Here is a 23,436-nt window from a genome sequence, read left to right on the forward strand (position 1 = left end):
AAAAATTAAGATGTTTTTTCTTTCAAACTATTTTTTTCTAATTAATAATTTACTAATTTTCATAACCGTTGCCACAGTACCGACTCCAATTATAATAAATAAAAATGGTATTAACGGTAATGCATATCGTTCATATGCAACATAAAAACATGTTAAAGCTGTTTGCAATAAAAGGATTGACCATAAAAATGTAGTCTCTCTCCATCTTTTTAAAAGGAAAATAAATGAGAGTACTGTACATATTAAAAACATCGTCTTAATAAAATTATATATTTCATTCATATCCTTTGCAGAAACATTGAATACTTCAATATTATGCTCTATAGAATAATACGGTTTTTTCCAAAGAATTTCTGGTTTCAAGACTAAATAACTCTCTATCATAGAGCCCTTATCCGTTTTCCACCATTCTTTCATTTTATCAATCGCTATTTTTTCTTCTAACTCCATAAATTCATGTGCTTCAAGATTAGGGTACTTTGCATGTAATTCTATTTCAAGTTCCCCCATATCCTTACCTTCTGGGTAGCCTTTCCCTTGATACGTTCCAAGTAATAACGGATTCCCTGCCCCAGCAGTTAGTGGGATAAATTTATCAAATTGAATGTAATTGCGGGCCCACCATGGTCCAAGTACGATAAGTCCTATTCCTATGCTTATAATCGCCTGCTTCATCATAATCCGGAATGGATAGCGTTTCATTAAAAGATACCCAAATAGTAAGATTGGATATAATGCAATTTGTACGCGGAGGTACAGTGCTAAAAAATAGAAAATTAATACAATCAGAAGATGTTTCGTTTTATGAGTATCAGCTAATTTTAAACTCCAATATACTAATCCTAATGAAAGGAATAGAAACGGCCCTTCTGTTAAAGTTAAATTTTCCATAACAATCTCTGGAGGATACACAGCTAATAAGAAAGCACCTATTAATCCTGCAGCAGGATTCAATAAATAAGTACCAATCTTATAAGTTAGCAAAATACTAAGTACCCCTAATAGAATAATGATTAATTTGGCTACAAAAAGACCTTCACTGCCATTTCCAAAAAAGTAAAATACAGTAGCTAATAAGGCTGGAAAACCCGGCATAATATGAATCGTTGGTTTATCTGGTTCATGGTATGTTAACATCCCTGTTTCCAATAAAATATTTGCCGTTTTTTGATAACCTATATCATCGCTAGCTATAGATAGATCTGCACCATGTGTTTGTAAAGTTGCAAAACGAAGTGCAAACCCGACAATCATAATAATCCCTAAAAGGACTATATTAGATTTGCGAGTAAATCGCCCTAACATCTCATCTTCTCCCTTCAGATACATAATCTTCAAAATATTTTTCTATATTTTTACAACACAATACGTTCTATAATAAATACTTTTTATACAAAGTACAACAATAGAAAGTTGATTTACAAAGTTTATATGCGTTAAACTTATACAGATGTTCTTGTAATCTTCTCCCTTTCAAAGGGCTTGTATATATGGTGCAAGACATAAAAAACTTGAGGAGATAAAAATTCTATGATGGAACAAAAGCAACTTGTTTCTGTTGTCATACCTCTGTATAACACGGAAAAATATATTGAAGAAACGATGCAGTCAATACTAGATCAAACATATAAAAACATTGAAATTGTAATTGTAGATGATGGAAGTAAAGATCAATCACCTTCTATCGTGAAAAACCTTGCCGAAAAATATCCAGGGCAAGTAAAATACGTTCATCAAAAAAACCAAGGTGTTTCGGTAGCTCGTAATACAGGTATCGAAAGTGCTAGCGGAGAATATGTCGCTTTCCTTGACAGTGATGACTTATGGCATCCAACTAAAATTGAGAAGCAAGTCGAAAGTATGCAAAAAAACAAAATGGACGCGTGCTATTGTGGTTATATGAATTTCTACGAAGAAACAGGCGAGAAGGTTGAGCATACAACAAACTTTATTAAAGGCGATATGGCAAAAGCATTCCTAACACATCAGGTTGTTGCTCAAACAAGTACTTGGATTTTCAAACGATCCATCGTAATGGATCATAACATTCGTTTTACACCAGGATGTAGTTGGGGCGAAGATTTGGAGTTTTTATTTAAACTTATGAGTGTGACAAATGTATGTTATGTCGATGAATACTTAACATATTATAGAATCTTATCAGAAGGAAATCTTTCTTCTAAATATAAAGATTATGAATTAAAAACAACAAAAGAGCTGGAAGTATTCAATCGTATGAAGGACTGGGTACATAATAAATCTCAAGATTTCATTACAAAAGATTCTCAGTCACTTATTGAAATTCTTGAGACTTATTTATTCCCTTATACAGTCATCAATAACGCTTGTATATATATTAAAGAAAACTCTCAATTAGATAAATCACAAGTTCAATTAATCAAAAAAGATATCAAGAAATATTGCCGTAAAATCTATTCAAAAAATGGAAAGCGTAGTAAAAAGCTATATGCAATGCTTTGGTTTATCCGAATTAAATTTCTGTTTTCTTAAACTGAAAATATAACGATACTCTCTCTTTCTGTGAACAAATCAAATTTACAAATAGGACAAGCTAATCCGGTCCTAAAGAATAGAAAGGTCCTTTCTCATGAAAACAAATAAAATTCTAAAAAACGCATCCTACCTCTTTGTAGGAAACATTACTGTCCGTTTTGTACTGGCTATTGCAACCATTTTCTTTGCAAGATATGTTTCTCCAAGTGATTACGGTATGTTTACAACTGCGTTAGCAGTTTCAGCTGTTATTTGTTACTTTACAGATGCAGGTTTGACACATACGTTTATGCGTGAAGGAACGAGAAGCGATGCTAATATTAGCGTGCTAATAAGTAGTTATTTACGTATTCGTTTAATATTAGCTATCGTAATTTCTGTACTTTTCGCTATTTTTGCCCAGTTCTTCTATCCCGATGCTTACTTACGTGCGATGGTATATTGGGTTGTTCTACCAACAATGTTCGGAGCAACCTTACAAGGTGTTGGGATGGCTTACTTCCAAGTAACAGAACGCATGCAATTTACAGCTATTATTTCCGTACTACAAGGTGTAACAGCTGCTGCTGCCCTATTACTAGGGATGTCTTTCCAATGGTCACTTATGATGGTTGCTGCCATGTACGGGGTATCTAGTCTTGTAACAGGTGTTATCGCCTTTATAATGACAATACGCTATACGAAAGTCCATAAGGGTTGGGATAAAGGTATTTTAGATCAACTACTTATTTTCACAATCAATGGAATCATCATTATGCTCTTACCACAATTGGGGCCTATTATCTTAGAAAAGGTTTCAACATATAATCAAGTTGGATTCTTTGGTGCTGCATCTAAAATACCAGCTGTACTATATCAAATACCGGGAGTAATTGCAGCTGCCTTTTATCCAAGGCTTTTTGCTTTTGGTAATGAGAAAAACATTGAAGAACATAGGAAATTATCAAGTTTTGAATTAAAACTTATGTCTTTTTTAGGAATGGGAATTTCTATCCCCTTTATTGCTGATCCAAGTTTCTGGATTGTTAGTTTATTAGGAGAAAAGTACGCCCCCGCTGGTGACGCTCTTGCTATTTTAGCGTTTATGGTTATTTTACAATCAATTAACTATCCACTAGCCGACAATTTAACAACAATTGGCCAGCAATGGAAACGCGCAACAACAATGACTATTGGATTAGTTGTTGCTATCATAGGTTATATTGTATTAGGTAGTAAATATGGAATGATGGGGGCAGCTGCCGCAGCTATCCTTACCGAAATTACACTATTAATCGGATTTACACTCTTTATTCGTAAAGGCATGCAATTATTAGTTAAAGGAATTATATTTAATTCCTTAGCCTTTATTATTAGTTACGGTATATACCGAATTGCATTAATCAACTTACCACCATTAGTTGCTTTAACGCTTACTGGTATACTATACGGTATAATCGGGGTTTTAATTGACCCTCAAATACGTGGGTTCGTTTTAGGGTTTATAAAACAAAAGCTCATTCGCAAACATGCTTAAAAACAAAAAGCTTTTCCTATTTAAAAATGGAAAAGCTTTTTGTTTTTTATATACTACCATTTTTCTTCAGTAAAAAAATTCTATATATTCCAGGTCAAATTGACTTACTTTCTGAAAATGCCTTATACTAAATTACATGTAAACTATGAATTTCAACGCCTGTAAAAATATATATGCTTCAACAAAAATATATATTTTCTCATGTTAAAACTAAAGAACACACCTTTAAAAATTGGTGTGTTTTTATATGCTACCTAAAAACTAGTTGCTACATGATAACAACTTTTAAAGGAGGATTATCAATTTTTATGAGCATAAAGCCGAATAATAAGTTCTTTTCCAAGAAAACGATAATAATTATGCCAATATTATTATTGTGTGCTTTTGCTTTTCATTATTTCTTTTTAACATCTAATCAAGCCTTTTCTGGTACAGGGGATGCATTACGCCAATTTGGCTTCTTTACGTTTCTTCTGCAACATGCCTTTAAAGATGGCAACCTTTTCTGGTCTTTTGATTATGGGTTAGGTGGAGATTTATTTGGAGAGTTTAGTTATTATTACAGCACATCACCATTTTTCTGGATTACACTGTTACTACCTAAACTAAGTCTTGAGCAAGTTTATGACGTGAAATTATACATGAGTATTTTAAAAAACTTTTTAGCTATGTTATTCATGTATGGCTCTTTACGTTACCATAATAAAACAGCATTCTCATCTTTTGTTGCTGCTATTATATATGGTGGCTGTATTACTTTCATCCGCCACTCTTTACTATGGGATTTCATGGCTGATGCCATTGTATTTTTACCATTAGTAATATGGGGACTTGATAAATATATTATTGAAAAGAAGCGCGGACTTTTCCTAATCGCTGCTACTTTAATGTTAGCATCAAACTTTTATTTTGCTTTTATCACAAGTATTTTCATATTCATTTATGCATTATTCCAATACTTTGCGACACAACAAAATAAAACGATTGGCTCTTTTCTAACTTATTATATTAGAATCGGCTTATTGTACGGACTATCACTCGGTTTAGCCGCCGTTTGCTTCCTCCCATCAGTTAATGCCGTATTTAGCGCCGATCGACTATCAAAAAAGTTTGAGATACCACTATTATTTGAAGATAAATTTTATAAAGATTTAATGGAAAATATTTTCTTCATGTATAGTGCTGAAAATCATCAACTGGCTTTACCAGCTTTAATTTTATTCTTAATCGTATTTGGAATGTTTATACGTGATAAACTCGTTAAAAATAAAGTATTCTTTACGTTATTCATGTTCATTCTGTTTATGCTTCCATATACATATTCTGTATTTAATGGTTTTTCAGCAATGCAATCTAGATGGTTTTATTTATTTGTATTTGTCATTGCCCAAACAATTGCATACATTCTAGATTGGATGATTATTCATAAGAAAGACTACAAATTACCTTATTTAATAAGTTTATTAGTGTCTATTGGATTATTCATTTATGCATTTTATAGAAAAGCAAATATAAATGTAACTGATAAACCTTTACAAGACGTTGATAACATTTTACTCGGAACTGTCGTTCTTTCTGTTATTACAGTATGTTTATGGCGTTATATTTCTAAACCCTTCATACAATTTTTAGTTGTATTGAACATACTCGTTAGCACAATTTCTATGAATTATATGTATGCGAATAATATACTTAGTACCGTTTACGGACAGAGCCAGATTTCAACTGAAAAGTTACACGAACCAGGCTATGATAATAAAGAAGAAATTGCTGCAATTCGCTACATACAAGAAAATGATAAAGACTTTTATCGTATTCTTAATCCATATAGTGAATATAACACACCAATGCTACAAGGATATCATGGCGTAAGTACGTATCAAAGCTTGGTTAATTATTATGTCCATGACTTTATGAAAAATAAATATGGCGTATTCCAAATGTACGATACACCTTCAATGTTTTATCAAGCTGATAGTCGACTACTACTTGAAAATATGCTAGGTATAAAATATCGCGTATTAAGTGCTGATACAGATCCAAAGAATGTACCTTATGGATATAAACTATTACAGCAAGTAGGACCATATAATATTTACAAAAATGACTATGCCTTACCGTTAGGGTATGTATATGATTCGGCTATAAGTGAAGAAGAGTTTTCTAAATTAAACTTCGCTCAGCGTGATCAATTATTATTACATGCTGTTGTCGTTAATAATACAAAAGAATTTTCATTAAACCATTTTAATAAACAAGACCTTAAATCAAAGGCAGTATCTATTAAAACGGAAAAAGCAAAATTCGAAAACATGGTAAAAGAAGGAAACAAACTAATTGTTCATGGCTTTGGAAATATGATCGTACCTATCCATTATCCTAATACGCCTGGTGACCTACTGATAGAATTAAAATTGAAAAATACAGGTACATTCAATGCAACTGTTAATGGAAAAACGATTGGAAAAGGTGACGATGCTGGTGCATACTCGTATCCGTTAGAAAGATTTGTTTACAATTTAGGCAATGAGCGTCCAGAAAACCTAACTATCTCTATTGATATGGCAGGTGAGTATGAATTAGGTGACTTACAAGCAAATATCGTAAACTATGAAAGTGTACAAAAAGAAACAAAAAAATTAACTGAAAATAGGCTTGAAAATATTTATTATAAGAACAATTATTTAAAAGGGGATATCAACTCAAATAAAGACGGGCTCCTATATTTATCTGTTCCATATAGTAAAGGTTGGACTATAAAAGTTGATGGAAAAGAAAAGGAATTTACGAAAGCGAATTCTGCCTTTATCGGTGTTCCCATTACAAAAGGCTCACATGTAATCGAAATGAATTACGTTACACCTTACTTCAAATTAGGTATGATTATATCAATCATTTCACTAATTATTTGTGTAGCTTTACTAATTTTCACAAATCCAAAAGCACGACGAAAATTTTCTTTTAAAAAGCAATAATGAGCAATCAATGAATCATGAAGCTATCCAATTGGATAGCTTCATATAAAAACGCATAACATTGTTTTAACCCACTACAAACAAGGAGTGTCAAAAATGACTCTTTCAATCGTTGTACCATGCTACAATGAAGAAAAGGTGCTTCGAGCCTTTTATTCAGAGACTTCTCTTGAAATTCATAAATTAACTACCGATTATGAATTTGTTTTTGTTAATGATGGTAGTAAAGATGATACATTAAATATTTTACGTGATTTAGCTAGTTCAGATTCATCGGTACACTATATATCGTTTAGTCGAAACTTCGGAAAAGAAGCTGCAATGTTAGCTGGTTTAAAATACGCTACAGGCGATGCCATTGTTATTATGGATGCTGACTTACAACACCCTCCTACGTTAATAAAAGAACTGTTAGAAGGATATAACGACGGCTACGACCAAGTCATTGCAAAAAGGACAAGAACCGGTGATTCACCCGTTCGCTCTTTCGTCTCTCGTCTTTACTATAAGGTGATGAATAAGTTTGTAGATATTGAATTAGTAGATGGTATTGGTGACTTTAGACTTTTAAGTCGAAGAGCAGTGGATTCATTAGTATCTTTAAGTGAGTACAACCGATTTTCAAAGGGCTTATTCTCTTGGATTGGTTATAACGAATTGATCATTGAATATGAAAATGTATTACGTTCTGATGGAGAAAGTAAATGGACCTTCTCGAAATTATTAAATTACGGAATTGATGGTGTAATTTCATTCAATAATAAACCGTTACGTCTATCTATATATCTTGGATTACTAACAACCATTTTTGGACTTTTATATGTAATCACTACGTTCGTTCAAATTATCCTTGGTGGTGTGGAAGTTCCTGGTTACTTTACTCTCATTTCCGCTATACTATTTATTGGCGGTATTCAACTCATATTCCTAGGTGTTATTGGTGAATATATCGGTCGTATTTATTATGAAACAAAACGTAGACCGCATTTTATTGTAGCTGAAAAGAAAGTTAGTGAAGTTAAACAAAAGGCATAACAAAAAAGTTACTTCTGTAGGTAGAAGTAACTTTTTTATATACTAACATTTACACACCCTTTTTTGCATAGATATAATCATTTCTTTTAGCCCATTATAATACGAAGTTTTTGGTATATCCCCGATACACCTCTCATATTTCTCCCCGCTTAATACAATTGGTTTTTCCGTCAAGTATAGCATTTCCATAAATTCTTTCATCTGCTTATCAAACAGACCAATAAACTGGATCATTCCTCTTTTTACAGTTATTACTCGTTTGGTATATCCCGTTAATTCCCGTATGTGTTGAATCATTTCCTCACCTGTAATAACACCATAACCTGGTATGTTCCAATTTTGTCCATAGGCCTCATCATGTAAAGCTAATTCAACCATTGCTTTTGCACCATCTGGTGTAAAAATATATTCACGGGCAATCTTTTTATCTCCAACAAAGCTAGACATTTTATTTGCAAGTATTCCCTTTAATGTATGATGAACAAGTGTGCTTTCTGCATTTGGACCATAAAAGTCTGGGAAATGAGCAATAAACATTCGTACATTAGCTTGTTTTGCCAACTCTTCAAGTTGTAAACGAATCTTCCCTTTCTTTGTGTGTGGTCTCTTTTTAGCCTCTTCTTTTACAAGCCCTTCCCCTTGCCTTCCATACGCATAAATATTATCAACTATTCCTATTTTGATACCGTAATGTTTCGATACCTCTAATATATTTATTAATAATTTCTCTTGCTGTTTCTCCCAATCTGAATACGGAATATTTACAGCATGAAATATAATATCAACATCTTTAGCAGCATTCATTATATCCTCTTTTATAAATACATCGCCGGCTACAACTTCTACATGTTTGTTCCCAGAAAATAATGCACCTAATCTCTCCTTATTTCTTGCAAAAGCAACCACATGAATCCCTCGGCCACATAATTCGTTTACAATTGCATAACCCATTGAACCAGAAGCACCTAATACTAAAGCCTTTTTCATTATAAATCCCCTCCTAAATTAATTAACCACTGTTCAATTAATATTAAAAAGAAAATCACTTACATAAGAAGCGATTTTGAAATAAACTCTACATGTACCTTAGCCAAACCTTGTAGTTCTTCAAACGTTTGGCCACTTCTGCAATAATGTGCTACAAATCCATGTAATGATAAAAAAACAGACCATATTATCATCGCATTTAATTTCCCATCACATAAAGAAGAAATAACCTTCGCAAATTTTTCATAGCTAACATTAGGACTATTTTCCAAACACTCTTTTAATTCGGCATCTTTAATTAAAAACATAATTTCATAATGACTCTGATTTCTTAGACCAAATTCAATAAAACCGAATAAAACTGCTCTTAGTTGCTCTTCTCTCGATAATTTTTGATTACAAATTTCATCTAACTTTTTATTTAATAATTGAAAATCCTGTTCTACCATTGCGTAAAATAGCTCTGCTTTGTTTTTAAAATGATAATAAATCGAACCATGGCTATATCCAAGTTCTGTTGCAATTTTGCGCATTGAAGTATGTTGATATCCTTGTGCTATAAATAGCTCCCTAGCTACATTCATAATCATTTCTCTTGTTAGTTCTTGTTTAACTGCTTTCCTTGGCGACATATTTCATACCTCACACATTTAATTAACCACTGTTCAATTACATTATATATTTTCAGAAAATTAATGCAACCCTTTTTTGAAAAAATATACATTTTGAAATGATGGCATTATATGAAAGAATTTAGTATCATGATTCAAGGTACTATTTCAAGTTGGACGGAGGATACTATGAGCTTATTAACAGTTGAAAAATTAGGACATACATTTGGCGATCGTACATTATTTAAAGATGTATCTATGCGATTATTAGCAGGTGAGCACGTTGGATTAGTTGGTGCAAATGGTGTTGGTAAATCAACATTCATGAATATCATTACTGGTCAGCTTATTCATGACGAAGGTCGTGTAGAATGGACACCAGGCACACATTACGGTTACTTAGATCAGCATACGGTTTTAACGCCTGGACGTACAATTCGTGATGTACTAGCGGATGCATTTTTACCGTTATTCGAAAAGGAAACAGCTTTAAATGAAGTTACAGAAAAAATGGGAACTGCTACACCAGAAGAACTAGAAGAACTTCTTGAACAAATGGCAGAAATACAAGATGCACTTGAAGCAGGTGGTTTCTATTTACTAGATATGAAAATTGAAGAGGCTGCACGTGGTCTTGGAATTGATGCTATTGGTTTAGATCGTGATGTTTCAGCACTAAGTGGTGGACAACGTACAAAAGTATTGCTTGCAAAGCTATTACTTGAACAACCAGAGGTGTTATTGCTTGATGAACCTACTAACTATTTAGACGTTGAACATATTCATTGGTTAACAACTTATTTAAAAGAATACCCACATGCATTCTTATTGATTTCTCATGATACGGAATTTATGAACAAATGTGTTGATGTTATTTTCCATCTAGAATTCACAAAAATGACACGCTATACAGCGACATATGAAAAATTCCTAGAACTAGCAGAAATCAATAAAAATCAACATATAAACGCTTATGAAAAGCAGCGCGAGTTTATCAAAAAGCAAGAAGACTTCATTGCAAAGAACAAGGCTCGTTATTCAACGACAGGTCGTGCAAAGAGTCGTCAAAAACAACTTGATCGCATGGAACTTATTGATCGTCCGGAAACAGCAATCAAACCTGAATTCTCATTTAAAGAAAGTCGTGCAAGTAGTCGCTTCGTCTTTGAAGGTGAAAATGTAGAAATCGGATATACACATCCGCTACTACCAAAGTTATCAATGACAATTGAGCGTGGTGAAAAAATTGCTATTGTTGGATGTAATGGTGTTGGTAAATCAACGTTACTAAAAACAATCTTAGGTAAAATTAAACCTTTAAACGGTAAAACAAGTCTTGGTGACTTCTTAGAGCCTGCATACTTTGAGCAAGAAGTTAAAGCTGATAATATAACACCAATTGATGATGTATGGAATACATTCCCTGGCCTAGACCAGCATCAAATTCGTGCGATGTTAGCAAAATGCGGATTAAAAAATGAACATATTTCTCGCCCATTAAGTCAATTAAGTGGTGGAGAACAAGCAAAAGTTCGTTTATGTAAGTTAATGGGTGAAGAAAGTAACTGGCTACTATTTGATGAGCCGACAAACCATCTTGATGTTACAGCAAAAGACGAACTTAAGAAGGCTATGAAAGCATATAAAGGAACAATTCTCCTTGTATGTCACGAACCGGAATTCTATGAAGATTGGATCACAAAGGTTTGGGATGTAGAAGAATGGTCTCAAAATAGTAAGTAGTCTTTAAGCAAAAACTCCTTGTGTAGACAAGGAGTTTTTGCTTGTTTTTATTAAGAATTTTTTATATTGTAGTATCCTATAAGGCGTAATCGAAATTCTTTTAATTCCGGATACGCCTCTAAATTTGCTAACATACCTCTAATTACCGGAATTCTTGGATTAAGCAATCGCATTTCCGCCTCTAAAACATCTAATGTTACTAGCAACTCATCATCCTCTAATTGATCAGCTAAATTACGCTTAAATACAATAATTTCTTTTAAAAAATGCTCTTTAACTTGTTCCTTAATGAGCTCTGATTTACAAAGGAATTCTCCAAGCTTTTCTTCGTGTAAAATAGGTTCTTCCGAAGATTCTACCAAGCCATCTACTAAATTATCTACTCTTTTTAAAATAAAAGCAGAGACATAAGATAAGTCAATTTCTGCTGCTTGTAAAATAATTAATTCTAAATACCCACGGCATATGCCTTCTACTATAATTACTAAATCCAATAAATATGGCATAACCTTTTCACCATAAATGGACAATAAACTATTCCGATAAAATGCATGAGACTCTAACTTCATCCGCATCATAAATTCTTCCACTTCTTTATTAAACGGAATCGCATTTTCTCTCGCATGCATAATAATAAATTCTTTATGCTTTTGTATATCATTAAACTGACAATGTAATTGTTTTGCAAATTTTTCACGTGGTAATAAAGACTCTTGCTCAATATCCAGCATTTTCTTTTGGATTTTGTCATAATAATATCGAAGTGTCGCTAATAAAAGCTCATCCTTCGATTTGAAATATAAATAAAAAGCTCCTTTAGATATACCACTAGCTGTCACAATTTCCTGCACTGATGTCGCATTTACACCCTTAGTAGCAAATAACTTCATAGCCGCTTCTATAATTAAACGCTCTTTTTCTTTCATATCTTCTCTCCTAAATTTAATCTCGCATCTTATTATAAATGTATTATACCGTCTCTTTTTATTGACGATTGACCAAACGGTCAGTTATATTATGTATTAGACTGACCGGTTGGTCAATACAATACAAAGGGAGCGCAAACATGAACAAAATCATCAATTTCTCGTTAAAAAATAAGTTCGCAGTTTGGCTACTAACCATTATTGTTACTATTGCGGGGATCTACTCTGGACTCAATATGAAGCTGGAAACAATTCCTGATATTACAACACCGATTGTGACAGTAACTACGGTCTATCCTGGTGCTACACCAGAAGAAGTAGCTGATAAAGTTTCAAAGCCGATGGAAGAACAACTACAAAATTTAAGCGGCGTTAACGTTGTGAGCTCATCGTCTTTTCAAAATGCATCTTCTATTCAAGTAGAATACGATTTTGATAAAAATATGGAAAAAGCAGAAACAGAAATTAAAGAAGCTCTCACGAATGTGAAACTCCCGGAAGGTGTTAAAGACCCTAAAGTTTCACGAGTAAACTTCAATGCTTTTCCTGTTATTTCGTTAAGCGTAGCAAGCAAGAATGAATCTTTAGCTACCTTAACTGAAAATGTAGAGAAAAATATTGTACCGGGATTAAAAGGACTTGATGGTGTTGCATCTGTTCAAATTGCAGGTCAACAAGTAGATGAAGTACAGCTCGTCTTCAAGAAAGATAAAATGAAAGAACTAGGACTAAGTGAAGATACTGTAAAAAATGTAATTAAAGGATCGGATGTATCTTTACCACTTGGCTTATACACGTTTAAAGACACGGAAAAATCAGTTGTTGTAGATGGCAATATTACAACGATTAAAGCATTAAAAGAACTCAAAATACCAGCTATACCTTCATCACCTAACGGTCAAGGTAGTCAAAATGCTGGCGCTGGTGCACAAACGCCGCAAATGAATCCAGCTGCTATGAACGGAATTCCAACAGTTACATTAGACGAAATTGCTGAAATTAAAGAAGTTGGGAAAGCAGAATCCATTTCTCGAACAAATGGAAAAGAAGCAATTGGAATTCAAATTGTGAAGGCCTCTGATGCAAATACAGTTGATGTTGTAAATGCAGTAAAAGATAAAGTAAAAGATTTTGAGAAAAAATATAAAGATTTAGAGATCATTTCAACATTCGACCAAGGTGCACCTATTGAAAAATCAGTTGAAACAATGCTGAGCAAAGCAATTTTCGGTGCTATCTTTGCGATTGTTATTATTATGCTGTTCCTACGAAATATTCGAACAACGTTAATCTCTGTCGTTTCAATACCACTTTCTTTATTAATTGCTGTTTTAGTCATAAAGCAAATGGATATTACGCTTAACATTATGACGCTTGGAGCAATGACAGTTGCTATAGGCCGTGTTGTTGATGACTCAATTGTTGTTATTGAAAATATTTACCGACGTATGTCGTTATCAGAAGAGAAATTGCGCGGAAGAGATTTAATTCGTGAAGCTACGAAAGAAATGTTTATTCCGATTATGTCTTCTACCATTGTGACAATCGCTGTATTCTTACCGCTAGGGCTTGTAAAAGGTATGATTGGTGAAATGTTCTTACCATTCGCCTTAACCATCGTCTTCGCTTTATTAGCATCGTTACTAGTGGCTGTTACAATCGTACCAATGCTTGCTCATTCCTTATTTAAGAAAGAAAGCACGAGGGAAAAAGAGGTACATCATGAAGAGAAACCAAGCAAATTAGCAAATGGGTATAAACGTATACTTGAATGGGCTTTAAATCACAAAATTATTACATCTAGTATTGCTGTCCTTCTATTAGTTGGTAGTCTCGCACTTGTACCGGTTATCGGTGTAAGTTTCTTACCTTCTGAAGAAGAAAAAATGATTATCGCAACATACAAACCTGAACCAGGTCAAACATTAGAAGACGTTGAAAAAATTGCAACGAAAGCTGAGAAACACTTCCAAGATAATAAAGACGTGAAAACAATTCAGTTCTCATTAGGTGGAGAGAATCCAATGAGCCCTGGTCAAACAAATCAAGCTATGTTCTTCGTTCAATATGATAACGACACGAAAAACTTCGAAAAAGAAAAAGAACAAGTCGTGAAAGATTTACAAAAAATGTCTGGAAAAGGTGAATGGAAAAACCAAGACTTCGGAGCAAGTGGCGGTAGTAACGAAATTAAACTATACGTTTACGGAGATAGCTCAGAAGACATTAAGCCTGTCGTAAAAGATATTCAAAATATCATGAAGAAAAATAAAGACTTAAAAGATATAGATTCTAGTATTGCAAAAACATATGCAGAGTACACTTTAGTCGCAGATCAAGAAAAACTGAGTAAAATGGGCTTAACGGCTGCTCAAATTGGAATGGGACTTTCTAATCAACATGATCGCCCTGTTCTGACAACAATTAAAAAAGACGGTAAAGATATCAATGTATATGTAGAAGCTGAAAAACAAAATTATGAAACAATCGATGACTTAACAAATCGCAAAATTACAACACCACTTGGTAATGAAGTAGCTGTAAAAGATGTTATGACTGTAAAAGAAGGTGAAACATCGAATACAGTAACACACCGAGATGGCCGTGTTTATGCAGAGGTTAGTGCCAAATTAACATCTGATGACGTTTCAAAAGCATCTGCTGCAGTCCAAAAAGAAGTAGATAAAATGGATCTTCCTTCTGGTGTAGATGTTTCTATGGGCGGTGTTACTAAAGATATTCAAGAATCATTCAAGCAACTTGGCCTAGCGATGTTAGCTGCGATTGCCATTGTATACTTCGTTCTTGTCGTTACATTTGGCGGTGCCCTTGCACCATTCGCAATTTTATTCTCGCTACCATTCACAATTATTGGGGCTCTTGTTGCCTTATTAATCTCTGGTGAAACATTAAGTGTATCTGCAATGATTGGGGCGCTTATGTTAATCGGTATCGTTGTAACAAATGCAATCGTGCTTATCGACCGCGTTATTCATAAAGAAAATGAAGGTTTATCAACACGTGAAGCTTTATTAGAAGCTGGTGCAACACGCTTGCGTCCTATTCTAATGACTGCAATTGCAACAATCGGGGCTCTTATCCCGCTTGCATTAGGATTTGAAGGTAGCGGCTTAATTTCTAAAGGGCTTGGTGTAACGGTAATTGGTGGATTAACAAGTTCAACGTTATTAACACTTCTTATTGTTCCAATCGTTTATGAAGTATTAAGCAAATTTAAAAAGAAAAAAACAAAATAGCAAAAAAATAACCTCGCTAACTGCGAGGTTATTTTTTATTTCCAAACAAGATTAAGAAATCGCCATAGCCTTCTTTTTCTAATTCCTCTTTTGGAATAAATCGAAGAGCTGCGGAATTAATGCAGTAACGAAGCCCATTCGGTCCTGGACCGTCTGGAAATACATGCCCAAGATGTGAATCTCCTTCTTTACTTCTCACTTCTGTACGTGTCATATTATGACTCACATCCATCTTTTCTTTCACACTTGCTGACATAACTGGTTTTGTAAAACTAGGCCATCCACATCCACTATCAAATTTATCTAGAGAAGTAAACAACGGCTCACCTGAAACGATATCTACATAAAGCCCTTCCTCTTTATGGTTCCAATACTCATTTCGAAATGGTGGTTCTGTACCATTTTCCTGTGTTACATAAAACTGCATCTCATTGAGTTTTTCTTTTAAATGAGCATTATCCTTTGGCCAATGTTGCTTAATAAAAGCATCTCGTCCTGAGCCTTTACGATATAACTCATAGCGGAATGTGTTTCTCTTATGATATCCTTGGTGATATTCCTCAGCTGGATAAAATGTAGCTGCTGGTAGTATTTTTGTCGCAATTGGTTTCGAAAAGCGCCCACTCTGCTCAAGCTCTTCTTTTGAGGCTTCTGCTTTTTTATGTTGTTGTTCATTATGATAAAAAATCACCGTTTCATAAGACTGTCCGCGGTCATGGAATTGTCCCCCAATATCGGTCGGATCAATTTGTCTCCAATATATATTTAACAATTCCTCATACGGCATTTTATTTTCATCAAATGTAATTTGTACCGCTTCATAATGTCCTGTTGTTTCCGAGCACACTTCTTTATACGTTGGATCCTCTTTATGACCGCCTGTATAACCTGAAACAACCTGTATAATTCCCTCCATCTCTTCAAATGGAGAAACCATACACCAAAAACACCCTCCAGCAAATGTAGCCAACTCTACCTTTTCATTTACAGCCATTCTTTCACCCCTATTCTATATTCTCCTTACAGTATGGCATAAGAAACATAATGTTATAAAAGAAAAAGCATCGAACATCGATGCTTTTTCTCTACTTCACTTTATTTTGTTCCAACATCCTTCTCCATTTCATCACTTGTCACGTCTAAAACATCTAGTAAGAAAATGAAGATTGGAATACCGATAATCAGTCCCCATACACCTAAGAAGTGTTCTGAAAAGATTAATACCATAAAAGTATAGAAAATCGGTAAATTTGTTTTTTGCGACATAAACTTCGGATTTAATACGTAACTTTCAAGCGCATGAATAACTGTTACGATAACTAAAATATAAACAACGTACATAATACCGCCAATATTGTAAGCAATCATACAAAGTGGGAATAACGAAATGATAACCCCCGCTACTGGAATTAAGCCAAGCAAGAAAATCATTAACGCTAAACCTAATAATTGCGGGAATCCTAATATCCATAATGCGATAACTGAAAGAACACAGTTAACAACAGCAATTAAAAATTGCGCTTCGATTACCTTTCCAAATGAACGTGCAAATTTCTTTCCGAAGTACTCAATTTCAGTATAGAAAATTGCAAGCCTGCTTTCTTTAAACTTTGCAGTAAAACCAACAATACGAGATTTTTCTAGTAAGAAAAACAAACTTAAAATTAAAGAAAGTAAAACTTGAAGGCCAAATTTACCAACATTCGTAATCGATTTATACAAAATGTCTACGCCTTGTCCTACATATTTAGAAAGCTCCATATGATTGACAGCATTAACTGCATACTTAATTAGTTCACTATCTGGTGGGTTTCTTAAAAATACATTGAATTGGTAAATCAATTGTGAAATTTGTATCGTTAATACTGGTAAATATTTAAATAGCGTAATAGCAATTCCACCAATTAACATTACATATAGAAATGCTATAATAATTTTTCGATTAATAGGCATGAAATGATCTAATTTGCGGGAAATAAACTTTTGGAATCGATCCATTAAATACGTGAGAATAAACGTAATTAATATTAAATTCAACATACTTTGCAGCCCGTATAACACGAGAGCAAGTATTACTAATACGAGTAACCTCTGAAATCCTTTGCTTTGAAACAGGTTTTTTATTTGCATAATCGACGAATACTCTCTCCTGTCCTATAAACTAAAACGTTAATAAGTAGATTTCTCTCTCTTTTCTACTTTTAATTATTCATTCATATTAAGATTTTTATAAACTCATTATATGCCTATCTTAACAGGTATATAGTAGCTTACTTCTTATTTTACAATACAATGACCTAATTCAAAACGTATTCTACATAGTATTAATGAAGATTTAAGGAAACTTACATTTTTTTAAATAGGTCTTACCACTACTGTAACATAAAAAGCAAGCTATCAGTAGAAATCTGTCCTACAAATAGCTTGCTTTTCTTATTTTTTAAGTAAGTTTTACTATCCAATGAACGGCATAAACATTGGGATGACAACTACTGTTACAACCCCAACTACCGTTACAGCAATGCTTGCCATCGCTGCCTCTACCTCACCCATTTCAATTCCTACTGCAACTCCTAATGCGTGGCCCGCTGTTCCAAGTGCTAAACCTTTTGCAATTGGATGCTTAACTCTAAATGTTTTTAAGAATAATGCCCCTAATGCGTATACGATAACTGCGTTGAAAATAACTGCAAACGATGTAATTGCTGGAATACCACCAATACTTTCTGAGATTGGTAACGCAATTGCTGTTGTTGCTGCTTGTGGTAGCATTGAATTCATTACTGCTGTATCTAAACCGATTGCTTTTGCAACAATGAACACGACAATTACTGAGCAAATAGATCCAACCACGATAGCCGATAAAATTTGCCACCAATATTTTTTCAACTTATCCACTTGTTTGTATAGTGGGATAGCGAATGCAATTGTTGCTGGTTCTAAGAAGAAACTAATCATTTTTCCGCCAGTATTATATTCTTCAAATGTAAAGTTACCTACCTTTAGAAAGACAATCCCTAATACCATCGCTACAAATAATGGTGTGAATAAGAAGAATCCTTTTGAATGCTTGAATAATAATGTTCCGATCCCGTATGCGATTAATGAAACGACGATTCCGAAATATGGAGTCATTGTGCTTGCCATATTCATTACCTCCTAACAATATATAAATGCAATGGTTACGCAACCTTTCCGTGCTTGCGTCCTTTATTTACTACTTTCAATTCTTTTGTATCTTCTGTTTCTTTTTCGTCTTTTCCTAAAATAAATTGTGCAAATAATCCTGTTACAGCGAGTAAAATAACTGTTGCTACAACAATTACAGTTACAATTTGTACAAAATATTGTCCCATTACACCAAGAGAATTAATAACTGAAATACCTGATGGGACGAAAAGGAATCCGATAATACCTGTTAAAGCTGTTCCGAGTGATTCAACTTGCTCCAATTTAATAACTTTTAAACATAATAGACTAAATAAAATAACTAACCCGATTACCGATGAAGGCATCGGAATTGGTAAATGTGTTGCAATAATATTAGAAATTAACATAATAGCTGAGAATATGAATGCTTGTGATAAGAAACTATATACTTTTTTCGTACTCATTTTGGCCACCTCTTTCGATTTGGTACCTTTATTGTATAGGATATAAACGCCTAAGTAAGCGTTTACATATCAGAACGTCAAATATACAGAATCAGTTGCAAATATAAAAGGATGAAATACAAAAGCTGCTTCTTAAATACGAAGCAGCTTCTTGAGTTCTTTGGCATATGTACGGCTAACAGGTACTTTCGATCCTTCTTTCATGATTAAATTATAAGTAGAATTGAACCATGGCTGAATTTCAGTAATATGATTAATATTCGTAATAAAGCTACGATGGACGCGCATGAAGCTTGCTTGTGGTAACTTCTTCTCTAAAATTACAAGTGTATCATGTGTTACATATGTTTCCCTCATTGTTTTTACTGTTACTTTCCCATCTACAAGCCCTACATATATAATATCTTCAATATTCACAAGTACGATTGATTCTTCAATTGGTAATGCTAATTTATGCATCTCTGCTGTTACATCTGTCCCCTTTATTTCGTGCTTCGTTTCTATTTGCGCTTGTTTTTGTTTTTTATACTTCTTTAATGTTTGCACAATACGCTCTTCATCAAATGGTTTTAAAATGTAGTCTAACGCATCTACTTCAAATGCTTGCAGCGCATATTGATCATAGGCAGTAGCAAATACAATTGCAGGTGGATTTTTCATCTTCTTTAATATATTCGCGATTTCAAATCCGTTATCATCGGATAATTGAATATCTAAAAACACAATATCTGGTCTACATTGCATTAGTTCTTCTAATGCGTCTTCCACACAATCAGCCTCACCAACTATCTCAACTTCTTTCGTTCTCTCTAATAAATACTTTAGTTCATCACGTGCTAACATTTCATCGTCAACTACTAATACTTTTAACACCTGGCTCTTCCTCCCCTACTTTTTTTGGAATAATAAAGGTAATCTCCGTCCCTTTATTTAATTCACTTTCGATATGAAGCATCGTTTCTTTCCCAAATAACCCAATAAGACGTTCATTAATATTATATAAAGCTGTTCCAGTCCCTTTCTTTGACGAAACTACCATCTTTCCTAATTGTTCTAAACGTTCTTCCTCAATTCCCTGTCCATTATCTTTTACTTCAAAATGAACCATACCCTCTTTTTCAAAAACATGCACTTCCACTTCGCATACTGGTTGCTTCTTCGGAAAAGCATGTCGCAATGCATTTTCAACCAATAGTTGAAGAACAAATGGTGGTACTAAAGTTGTCTTTAGCTCATCCTCAATATACATCTTTACCTCATACTTATTTGGGAACCTTGCTTGTTCTAGTGATAAGTATGCCTGTACATGGTTTAATTCTTGTTCTAGTGGAATCAATAACTGACGTGCTCCTTGCAAATTACAACGGAAATACACGCTAAGCTGTAATAATAACTTCCTTGCTTTTTCTACATCTGTTCGGCATAAAGCTGATACTGTATTAATCGCATTAAATAAAAAGTGCGGGTTAATTTGCGCTTGTAATGCTTTTATCTCCGCATCTTGAAGTAATTTACTTTGCAACTCAGCTTCGCCTAACTCTAACTGCGTGGAGAATATTTTTGCTAACCCTTCTGCTAATTCTTCTTCAACGCGACTTAACTGGTTAGAATTTTTGAAATACAGTTTTAATGTCCCTATCGTATTTCCATGTGAAGTTAGTGGAATAACAATAGCGGCTTGTAAGGGACAGCCTTCATGTTGGCAATTAATAACCTCACGTGATTTCGCCTTCATTATTTGCCCTGTATGTAAAACTTCTTTTGATAAACCAGTTATTAAACTATGTGAAGGAATATGGTGATCTGATGCTAATCCAACGTGCGCTAATATTTTCTCTGTATCTGTTAAAGATACCGCATCCGTTCCTGTAAAGCGGTGAATAATTTGTGCCACATGCTTACACGATTCTTCTGTTAAGCCTTGACGAAAATACGGTAACGTTTTATCAGCAATACGCAATACTTTATGAGTCTGAAGTGCTTTTGCATTCTCCTCCTGACGCAAAATAGCTTGTATCATAGAAAGTAAAATAAAACTTCCAAAACTATTTACAAGAATCATGGGTATCGCTATTGTTTTCACAACGCTAATTCCATCCTCTATAATTAATAAAATCATAAGCATTTCTAAAGATACGATAAAAACACTTAAAACTGCTGAAAACTTAGGAGTAATTGTACGGTTATATTTTTTGAAAATATATCCGATATAACCAGTTATAATCCCGGCTAAAATAGAAGAAATTGCACAGCTTAGCGCTGTCGTACCACCAAGCATATAACGATGAATACCAGCAATAAACCCCACTCCAACCCCTACGATAGGGCCACCAAGTAAGCCGCTAATACCAACCCCCATAATACGCGTATTCGCAATTGTACTTGACGAAGAAACACCTTGTAACCAATTTTCATTCATAATTGTATTTCCCGCTATTTCAATCCCAGTGTAATTGCTTACAATTGTAAATACCGAAAAAATACAAATAAGCTTAAGCTTATCTACATAGCCATCCTGTTTATGAAGGAGGCGCCTGAAAGTTTTAATATGAGAGAGTAAAAATCCTAAAATAACTATAAGTCCGACTCGTTCAATCATCATGAGTACTAAATTTAGCATCTTTGATTCATTCCTTTTTATTTAGTTAGTTTTATTATGGGAAAATAATGAAGTCGACGTCAAGAAGAACGAAATGTTTTTTGAAATATTTTACACATAATAACTTCCTCTTTATTTGACAATCCAATAGAAGAGTGCTAAAAATAAAGTAATATAATACAGTCCTTTAACCCAACCCCGTGAGGTTGAGAAGGAAGTCGGAATACAATATACGTATGTTCTTTTTTGGGGATACGTATGCTTTTTTGGCCTTCTCATCATATCAGGTGAGAAGGCCTTTTGTTATTCTTCCATAGCGACTGTAGAAAATAAGGAGGAGTAATAATGAACGTCACTACTGATGTACAACAAACAACAGAGGAGACGAAAGCGAAAAGGTATAAAACATTATTTGGTTCTGCGCTAGGATATGCAGCAGAAGGTTTAGATATGTTGCTATTATCTTTCGTACTTGTCTATATTTTAAAAGAGTTTCACTTAAGTCCTGTTGAAGGTGGAAACTTAACATTAGCTACCACAATAGGGATGTTAATTGGTTCTTATTTATTTGGATTTATTGCTGATTTATTCGGTCGTATTCGTACAATGGCCTTCACAATCTTACTGTTTTCACTAGCAACCGCACTCATTTATTTCGCAACAGACTACTCGCAATTATTAATTCTTCGCTTTTTAGTTGGAATGGGAGTTGGTGGTGAATTCGGAATCGGAATGGCCATTGTAACAGAAACATGGTCTAAAGAAATGCGCGCTAAAGCGACATCTGTTGTTGCACTTGGATGGCAATTTGGTGTACTGATTGCTTCACTCCTTCCAGCATTTATTGTCCCGTACTTTGGATGGAGAGCCGTTTTCTTATTTGGATTAATTCCAGCTTTACTAGCTGTCTATGTACGTAAAAGTTTAAGTGAACCGAAAATATGGGAGCAAAAACAACGCTACAAAAAGGAACTATTGCAAAAAGAAGCTTCAGGTAAATTAACAACTACTGAAGCAGAACAACTAAAACATATAAAAAAATTCCCACTTCGAAAGTTATTTGCCAATAAAAAAGTAACAATCACAACAATCGGTCTTATTATTATGTCATTTATCCAGAACTTCGGATATTACGGAATCTTCACATGGATGCCAACTATTTTAGCAAATAAATATAACTATACATTAGCAAAAGCAAGTGGCTGGATGTTCATTTCTACCATCGGTATGCTAATTGGAATTGCAATCTTTGGTATTTTGGCTGATAAAATTGGTCGTCGTAAAACTTTTGCAATTTATTATATTGGCGGTACAGTATACTGTCTCATTTATTTCTTCTTATTCACAGATTCAACATTATTATTATGGGGAAGTGCATTGCTTGGATTCTTTGCAAATGGAATGATGGGAGGATTTGGGGCAATTTTAGCTGAAAACTATCCTGCTGAAGCTCGCTCTACCGCAGAAAACTTTATTTTCGGTACAGGACGTGGGTTAGCTGGATTTGGACCTGTTATTATTGGCTTACTCGCTACAGGTGGCAACCTGCTTGGAGCATTGTCCCTGATTTTTATCATCTATCCAATCGGGTTAATTACAATGCTACTATGTGTACCAGAAACAAAGGGAAAAGTATTAGACTAAACATAAAAGAGGAAG

At 34.0% G+C, this 23,436-nt stretch carries 17 protein-coding genes; 7 read left to right on the top strand and 10 right to left on the bottom strand.

The window, feature by feature from the left end; genetic code table 11:
* Positions 1-27: 27 nt before the first annotated feature.
* The gene (locus tag MHI26_RS27895; RefSeq protein WP_000901473.1) at positions 28-1,305 is read right to left on the bottom strand and encodes a glycosyltransferase family 39 protein; all 1,278 of its coding nucleotides are present in this window, start codon (positions 1,303-1,305) and stop codon (positions 28-30) included.
* Between the two features lie 225 nt (positions 1,306-1,530).
* Here MHI26_RS27895 and MHI26_RS27900 point away from each other — a divergent pair, with 225 nt between their 5' ends.
* From MHI26_RS27900 to MHI26_RS27915, 4 genes are all read left to right on the top strand, one after another.
* Complete coding sequence (locus tag MHI26_RS27900; protein ID WP_061667934.1) at positions 1,531-2,511, top strand: glycosyltransferase family 2 protein; 981 nt, start codon at positions 1,531-1,533, stop codon at positions 2,509-2,511.
* A 97-nt stretch (positions 2,512-2,608) separates the two neighbouring features.
* Positions 2,609-4,030 carry an oligosaccharide flippase family protein gene (locus tag MHI26_RS27905; protein WP_000856134.1) on the top strand — a complete coding sequence of 474 codons (1,422 nt, stop codon included), beginning with the start codon at positions 2,609-2,611 and terminating at the stop codon, positions 4,028-4,030.
* Between the two features lie 308 nt (positions 4,031-4,338).
* Entirely contained in the window at positions 4,339-7,005 is a 2,667-nt protein-coding gene (locus MHI26_RS27910; RefSeq protein WP_061667935.1) for a YfhO family protein, read from the top strand.
* A 96-nt stretch (positions 7,006-7,101) separates the two neighbouring features.
* Positions 7,102-8,040, top strand: coding sequence for a glycosyltransferase family 2 protein (locus MHI26_RS27915; RefSeq protein ID WP_000175828.1), 939 nt, complete (start codon positions 7,102-7,104; stop codon positions 8,038-8,040).
* A 42-nt stretch (positions 8,041-8,082) separates the two neighbouring features.
* On the opposite strand, the gene MHI26_RS27920 is transcribed toward MHI26_RS27915, so the two are convergent.
* A complete protein-coding gene (locus MHI26_RS27920) occupies positions 8,083-9,027 on the bottom strand; it encodes an NAD(P)H-binding protein (protein ID WP_061667936.1) in 945 nt (314 codons plus the stop codon).
* A 59-nt stretch (positions 9,028-9,086) separates the two neighbouring features.
* Positions 9,087-9,659 carry a TetR/AcrR family transcriptional regulator gene (locus MHI26_RS27925; protein ID WP_061667937.1) on the bottom strand — a complete coding sequence of 191 codons (573 nt, stop codon included), beginning with the start codon at positions 9,657-9,659 and terminating at the stop codon, positions 9,087-9,089.
* A gap of 168 nt (positions 9,660-9,827) precedes the next feature.
* Here MHI26_RS27925 and MHI26_RS27930 point away from each other — a divergent pair, with 168 nt between their 5' ends.
* Positions 9,828-11,381, top strand: a complete 1,554-nt coding sequence (locus tag MHI26_RS27930) for an ABC-F family ATP-binding cassette domain-containing protein (RefSeq protein WP_000055384.1) — start codon at positions 9,828-9,830, stop codon at positions 11,379-11,381.
* 50 nt (positions 11,382-11,431) lie between these two features.
* Here MHI26_RS27930 and MHI26_RS27935 read toward each other — a convergent pair whose 3' ends face one another.
* Complete coding sequence (locus MHI26_RS27935; protein ID WP_000659598.1) at positions 11,432-12,307, bottom strand: TetR/AcrR family transcriptional regulator; 876 nt, start codon at positions 12,305-12,307, stop codon at positions 11,432-11,434.
* 140 nt (positions 12,308-12,447) lie between these two features.
* On the opposite strand from MHI26_RS27935, the gene MHI26_RS27940 reads away from it, so the two are divergent.
* On the top strand, positions 12,448-15,564 hold the full coding sequence (locus MHI26_RS27940; protein ID WP_061667938.1) for an efflux RND transporter permease subunit: 3,117 nt from the start codon (positions 12,448-12,450) through the stop codon (positions 15,562-15,564).
* Between the two features lie 28 nt (positions 15,565-15,592).
* Here MHI26_RS27940 and msrB read toward each other — a convergent pair whose 3' ends face one another.
* The 6 genes from msrB to lytS all read right to left on the bottom strand — a co-directional run bounded on the left by msrB (position 15,593) and on the right by lytS (position 21,798).
* Positions 15,593-16,558 carry a peptide-methionine (R)-S-oxide reductase MsrB gene (msrB, locus tag MHI26_RS27945; protein WP_061667939.1) on the bottom strand — a complete coding sequence of 322 codons (966 nt, stop codon included), beginning with the start codon at positions 16,556-16,558 and terminating at the stop codon, positions 15,593-15,595.
* Positions 16,559-16,659: 101 nt separating this feature from the next.
* Positions 16,660-17,694, bottom strand: coding sequence for an AI-2E family transporter (locus tag MHI26_RS27950; protein ID WP_001166011.1), 1,035 nt, complete (start codon positions 17,692-17,694; stop codon positions 16,660-16,662).
* A gap of 324 nt (positions 17,695-18,018) precedes the next feature.
* Positions 18,019-18,711, bottom strand: coding sequence for an antiholin-like protein LrgB (gene lrgB / locus MHI26_RS27955; protein ID WP_000168869.1), 693 nt, complete (start codon positions 18,709-18,711; stop codon positions 18,019-18,021).
* A gap of 35 nt (positions 18,712-18,746) precedes the next feature.
* A complete protein-coding gene (gene lrgA, locus MHI26_RS27960; protein WP_000104903.1) occupies positions 18,747-19,178 on the bottom strand; it encodes an antiholin-like murein hydrolase modulator LrgA in 432 nt (143 codons plus the stop codon).
* Positions 19,179-19,310: 132 nt separating this feature from the next.
* Positions 19,311-20,051 carry a LytR/AlgR family response regulator transcription factor gene (locus MHI26_RS27965; RefSeq protein WP_061667940.1) on the bottom strand — a complete coding sequence of 247 codons (741 nt, stop codon included), beginning with the start codon at positions 20,049-20,051 and terminating at the stop codon, positions 19,311-19,313.
* Complete coding sequence (gene lytS, locus MHI26_RS27970; protein ID WP_000933588.1) at positions 20,029-21,798, bottom strand: two-component system sensor histidine kinase LytS; 1,770 nt, start codon at positions 21,796-21,798, stop codon at positions 20,029-20,031. The genes MHI26_RS27965 and lytS overlap by 23 nt, the downstream gene beginning before the upstream one ends.
* Positions 21,799-22,122: 324 nt before the next feature.
* Between lytS and MHI26_RS27975 the strand changes: the two genes are divergently transcribed.
* Entirely contained in the window at positions 22,123-23,421 is a 1,299-nt protein-coding gene (locus MHI26_RS27975; protein ID WP_001103409.1) for an MFS transporter, read from the top strand.
* Positions 23,422-23,436: the final 15 nt, after the last annotated feature.

It is taken from the genome of Bacillus sp. FSL K6-1218, assembly GCF_038006445.1.
GTDB classification, from domain to species: Bacteria; Bacillota; Bacilli; order Bacillales; family Bacillaceae_G; genus Bacillus_A; species Bacillus_A thuringiensis_S.

Coding starts and splice junctions, on each gene's coding strand:
- MHI26_RS27925 (WP_061667937.1), bottom strand. CDS start 9,659: ATGTCGCCAAGGAAAGCAGTTAAACAAGAACTAACAAGAGAAATGATT.
- MHI26_RS27905 (WP_000856134.1), top strand. CDS start 2,609: ATGAAAACAAATAAAATTCTAAAAAACGCATCCTACCTCTTTGTAGGA.
- MHI26_RS27910 (WP_061667935.1), top strand. CDS start 4,339: ATGAGCATAAAGCCGAATAATAAGTTCTTTTCCAAGAAAACGATAATA.
- MHI26_RS27915 (WP_000175828.1), top strand. CDS start 7,102: ATGACTCTTTCAATCGTTGTACCATGCTACAATGAAGAAAAGGTGCTT.
- MHI26_RS27930 (WP_000055384.1), top strand. CDS start 9,828: ATGAGCTTATTAACAGTTGAAAAATTAGGACATACATTTGGCGATCGT.
- msrB (WP_061667939.1), bottom strand. CDS start 16,558: ATGGCTGTAAATGAAAAGGTAGAGTTGGCTACATTTGCTGGAGGGTGT.
- MHI26_RS27900 (WP_061667934.1), top strand. CDS start 1,531: ATGATGGAACAAAAGCAACTTGTTTCTGTTGTCATACCTCTGTATAAC.
- lytS (WP_000933588.1), bottom strand. CDS start 21,798: ATGCTAAATTTAGTACTCATGATGATTGAACGAGTCGGACTTATAGTT.
- lrgA (WP_000104903.1), bottom strand. CDS start 19,178: ATGAGTACGAAAAAAGTATATAGTTTCTTATCACAAGCATTCATATTC.
- MHI26_RS27940 (WP_061667938.1), top strand. CDS start 12,448: ATGAACAAAATCATCAATTTCTCGTTAAAAAATAAGTTCGCAGTTTGG.
- MHI26_RS27935 (WP_000659598.1), bottom strand. CDS start 12,307: ATGAAAGAAAAAGAGCGTTTAATTATAGAAGCGGCTATGAAGTTATTT.
- MHI26_RS27920 (WP_061667936.1), bottom strand. CDS start 9,027: ATGAAAAAGGCTTTAGTATTAGGTGCTTCTGGTTCAATGGGTTATGCA.
- MHI26_RS27950 (WP_001166011.1), bottom strand. CDS start 17,694: ATGCAAATAAAAAACCTGTTTCAAAGCAAAGGATTTCAGAGGTTACTC.
- MHI26_RS27975 (WP_001103409.1), top strand. CDS start 22,123: ATGAACGTCACTACTGATGTACAACAAACAACAGAGGAGACGAAAGCG.
- lrgB (WP_000168869.1), bottom strand. CDS start 18,711: ATGGCAAGCACAATGACTCCATATTTCGGAATCGTCGTTTCATTAATC.
- MHI26_RS27895 (WP_000901473.1), bottom strand. CDS start 1,305: ATGTTAGGGCGATTTACTCGCAAATCTAATATAGTCCTTTTAGGGATT.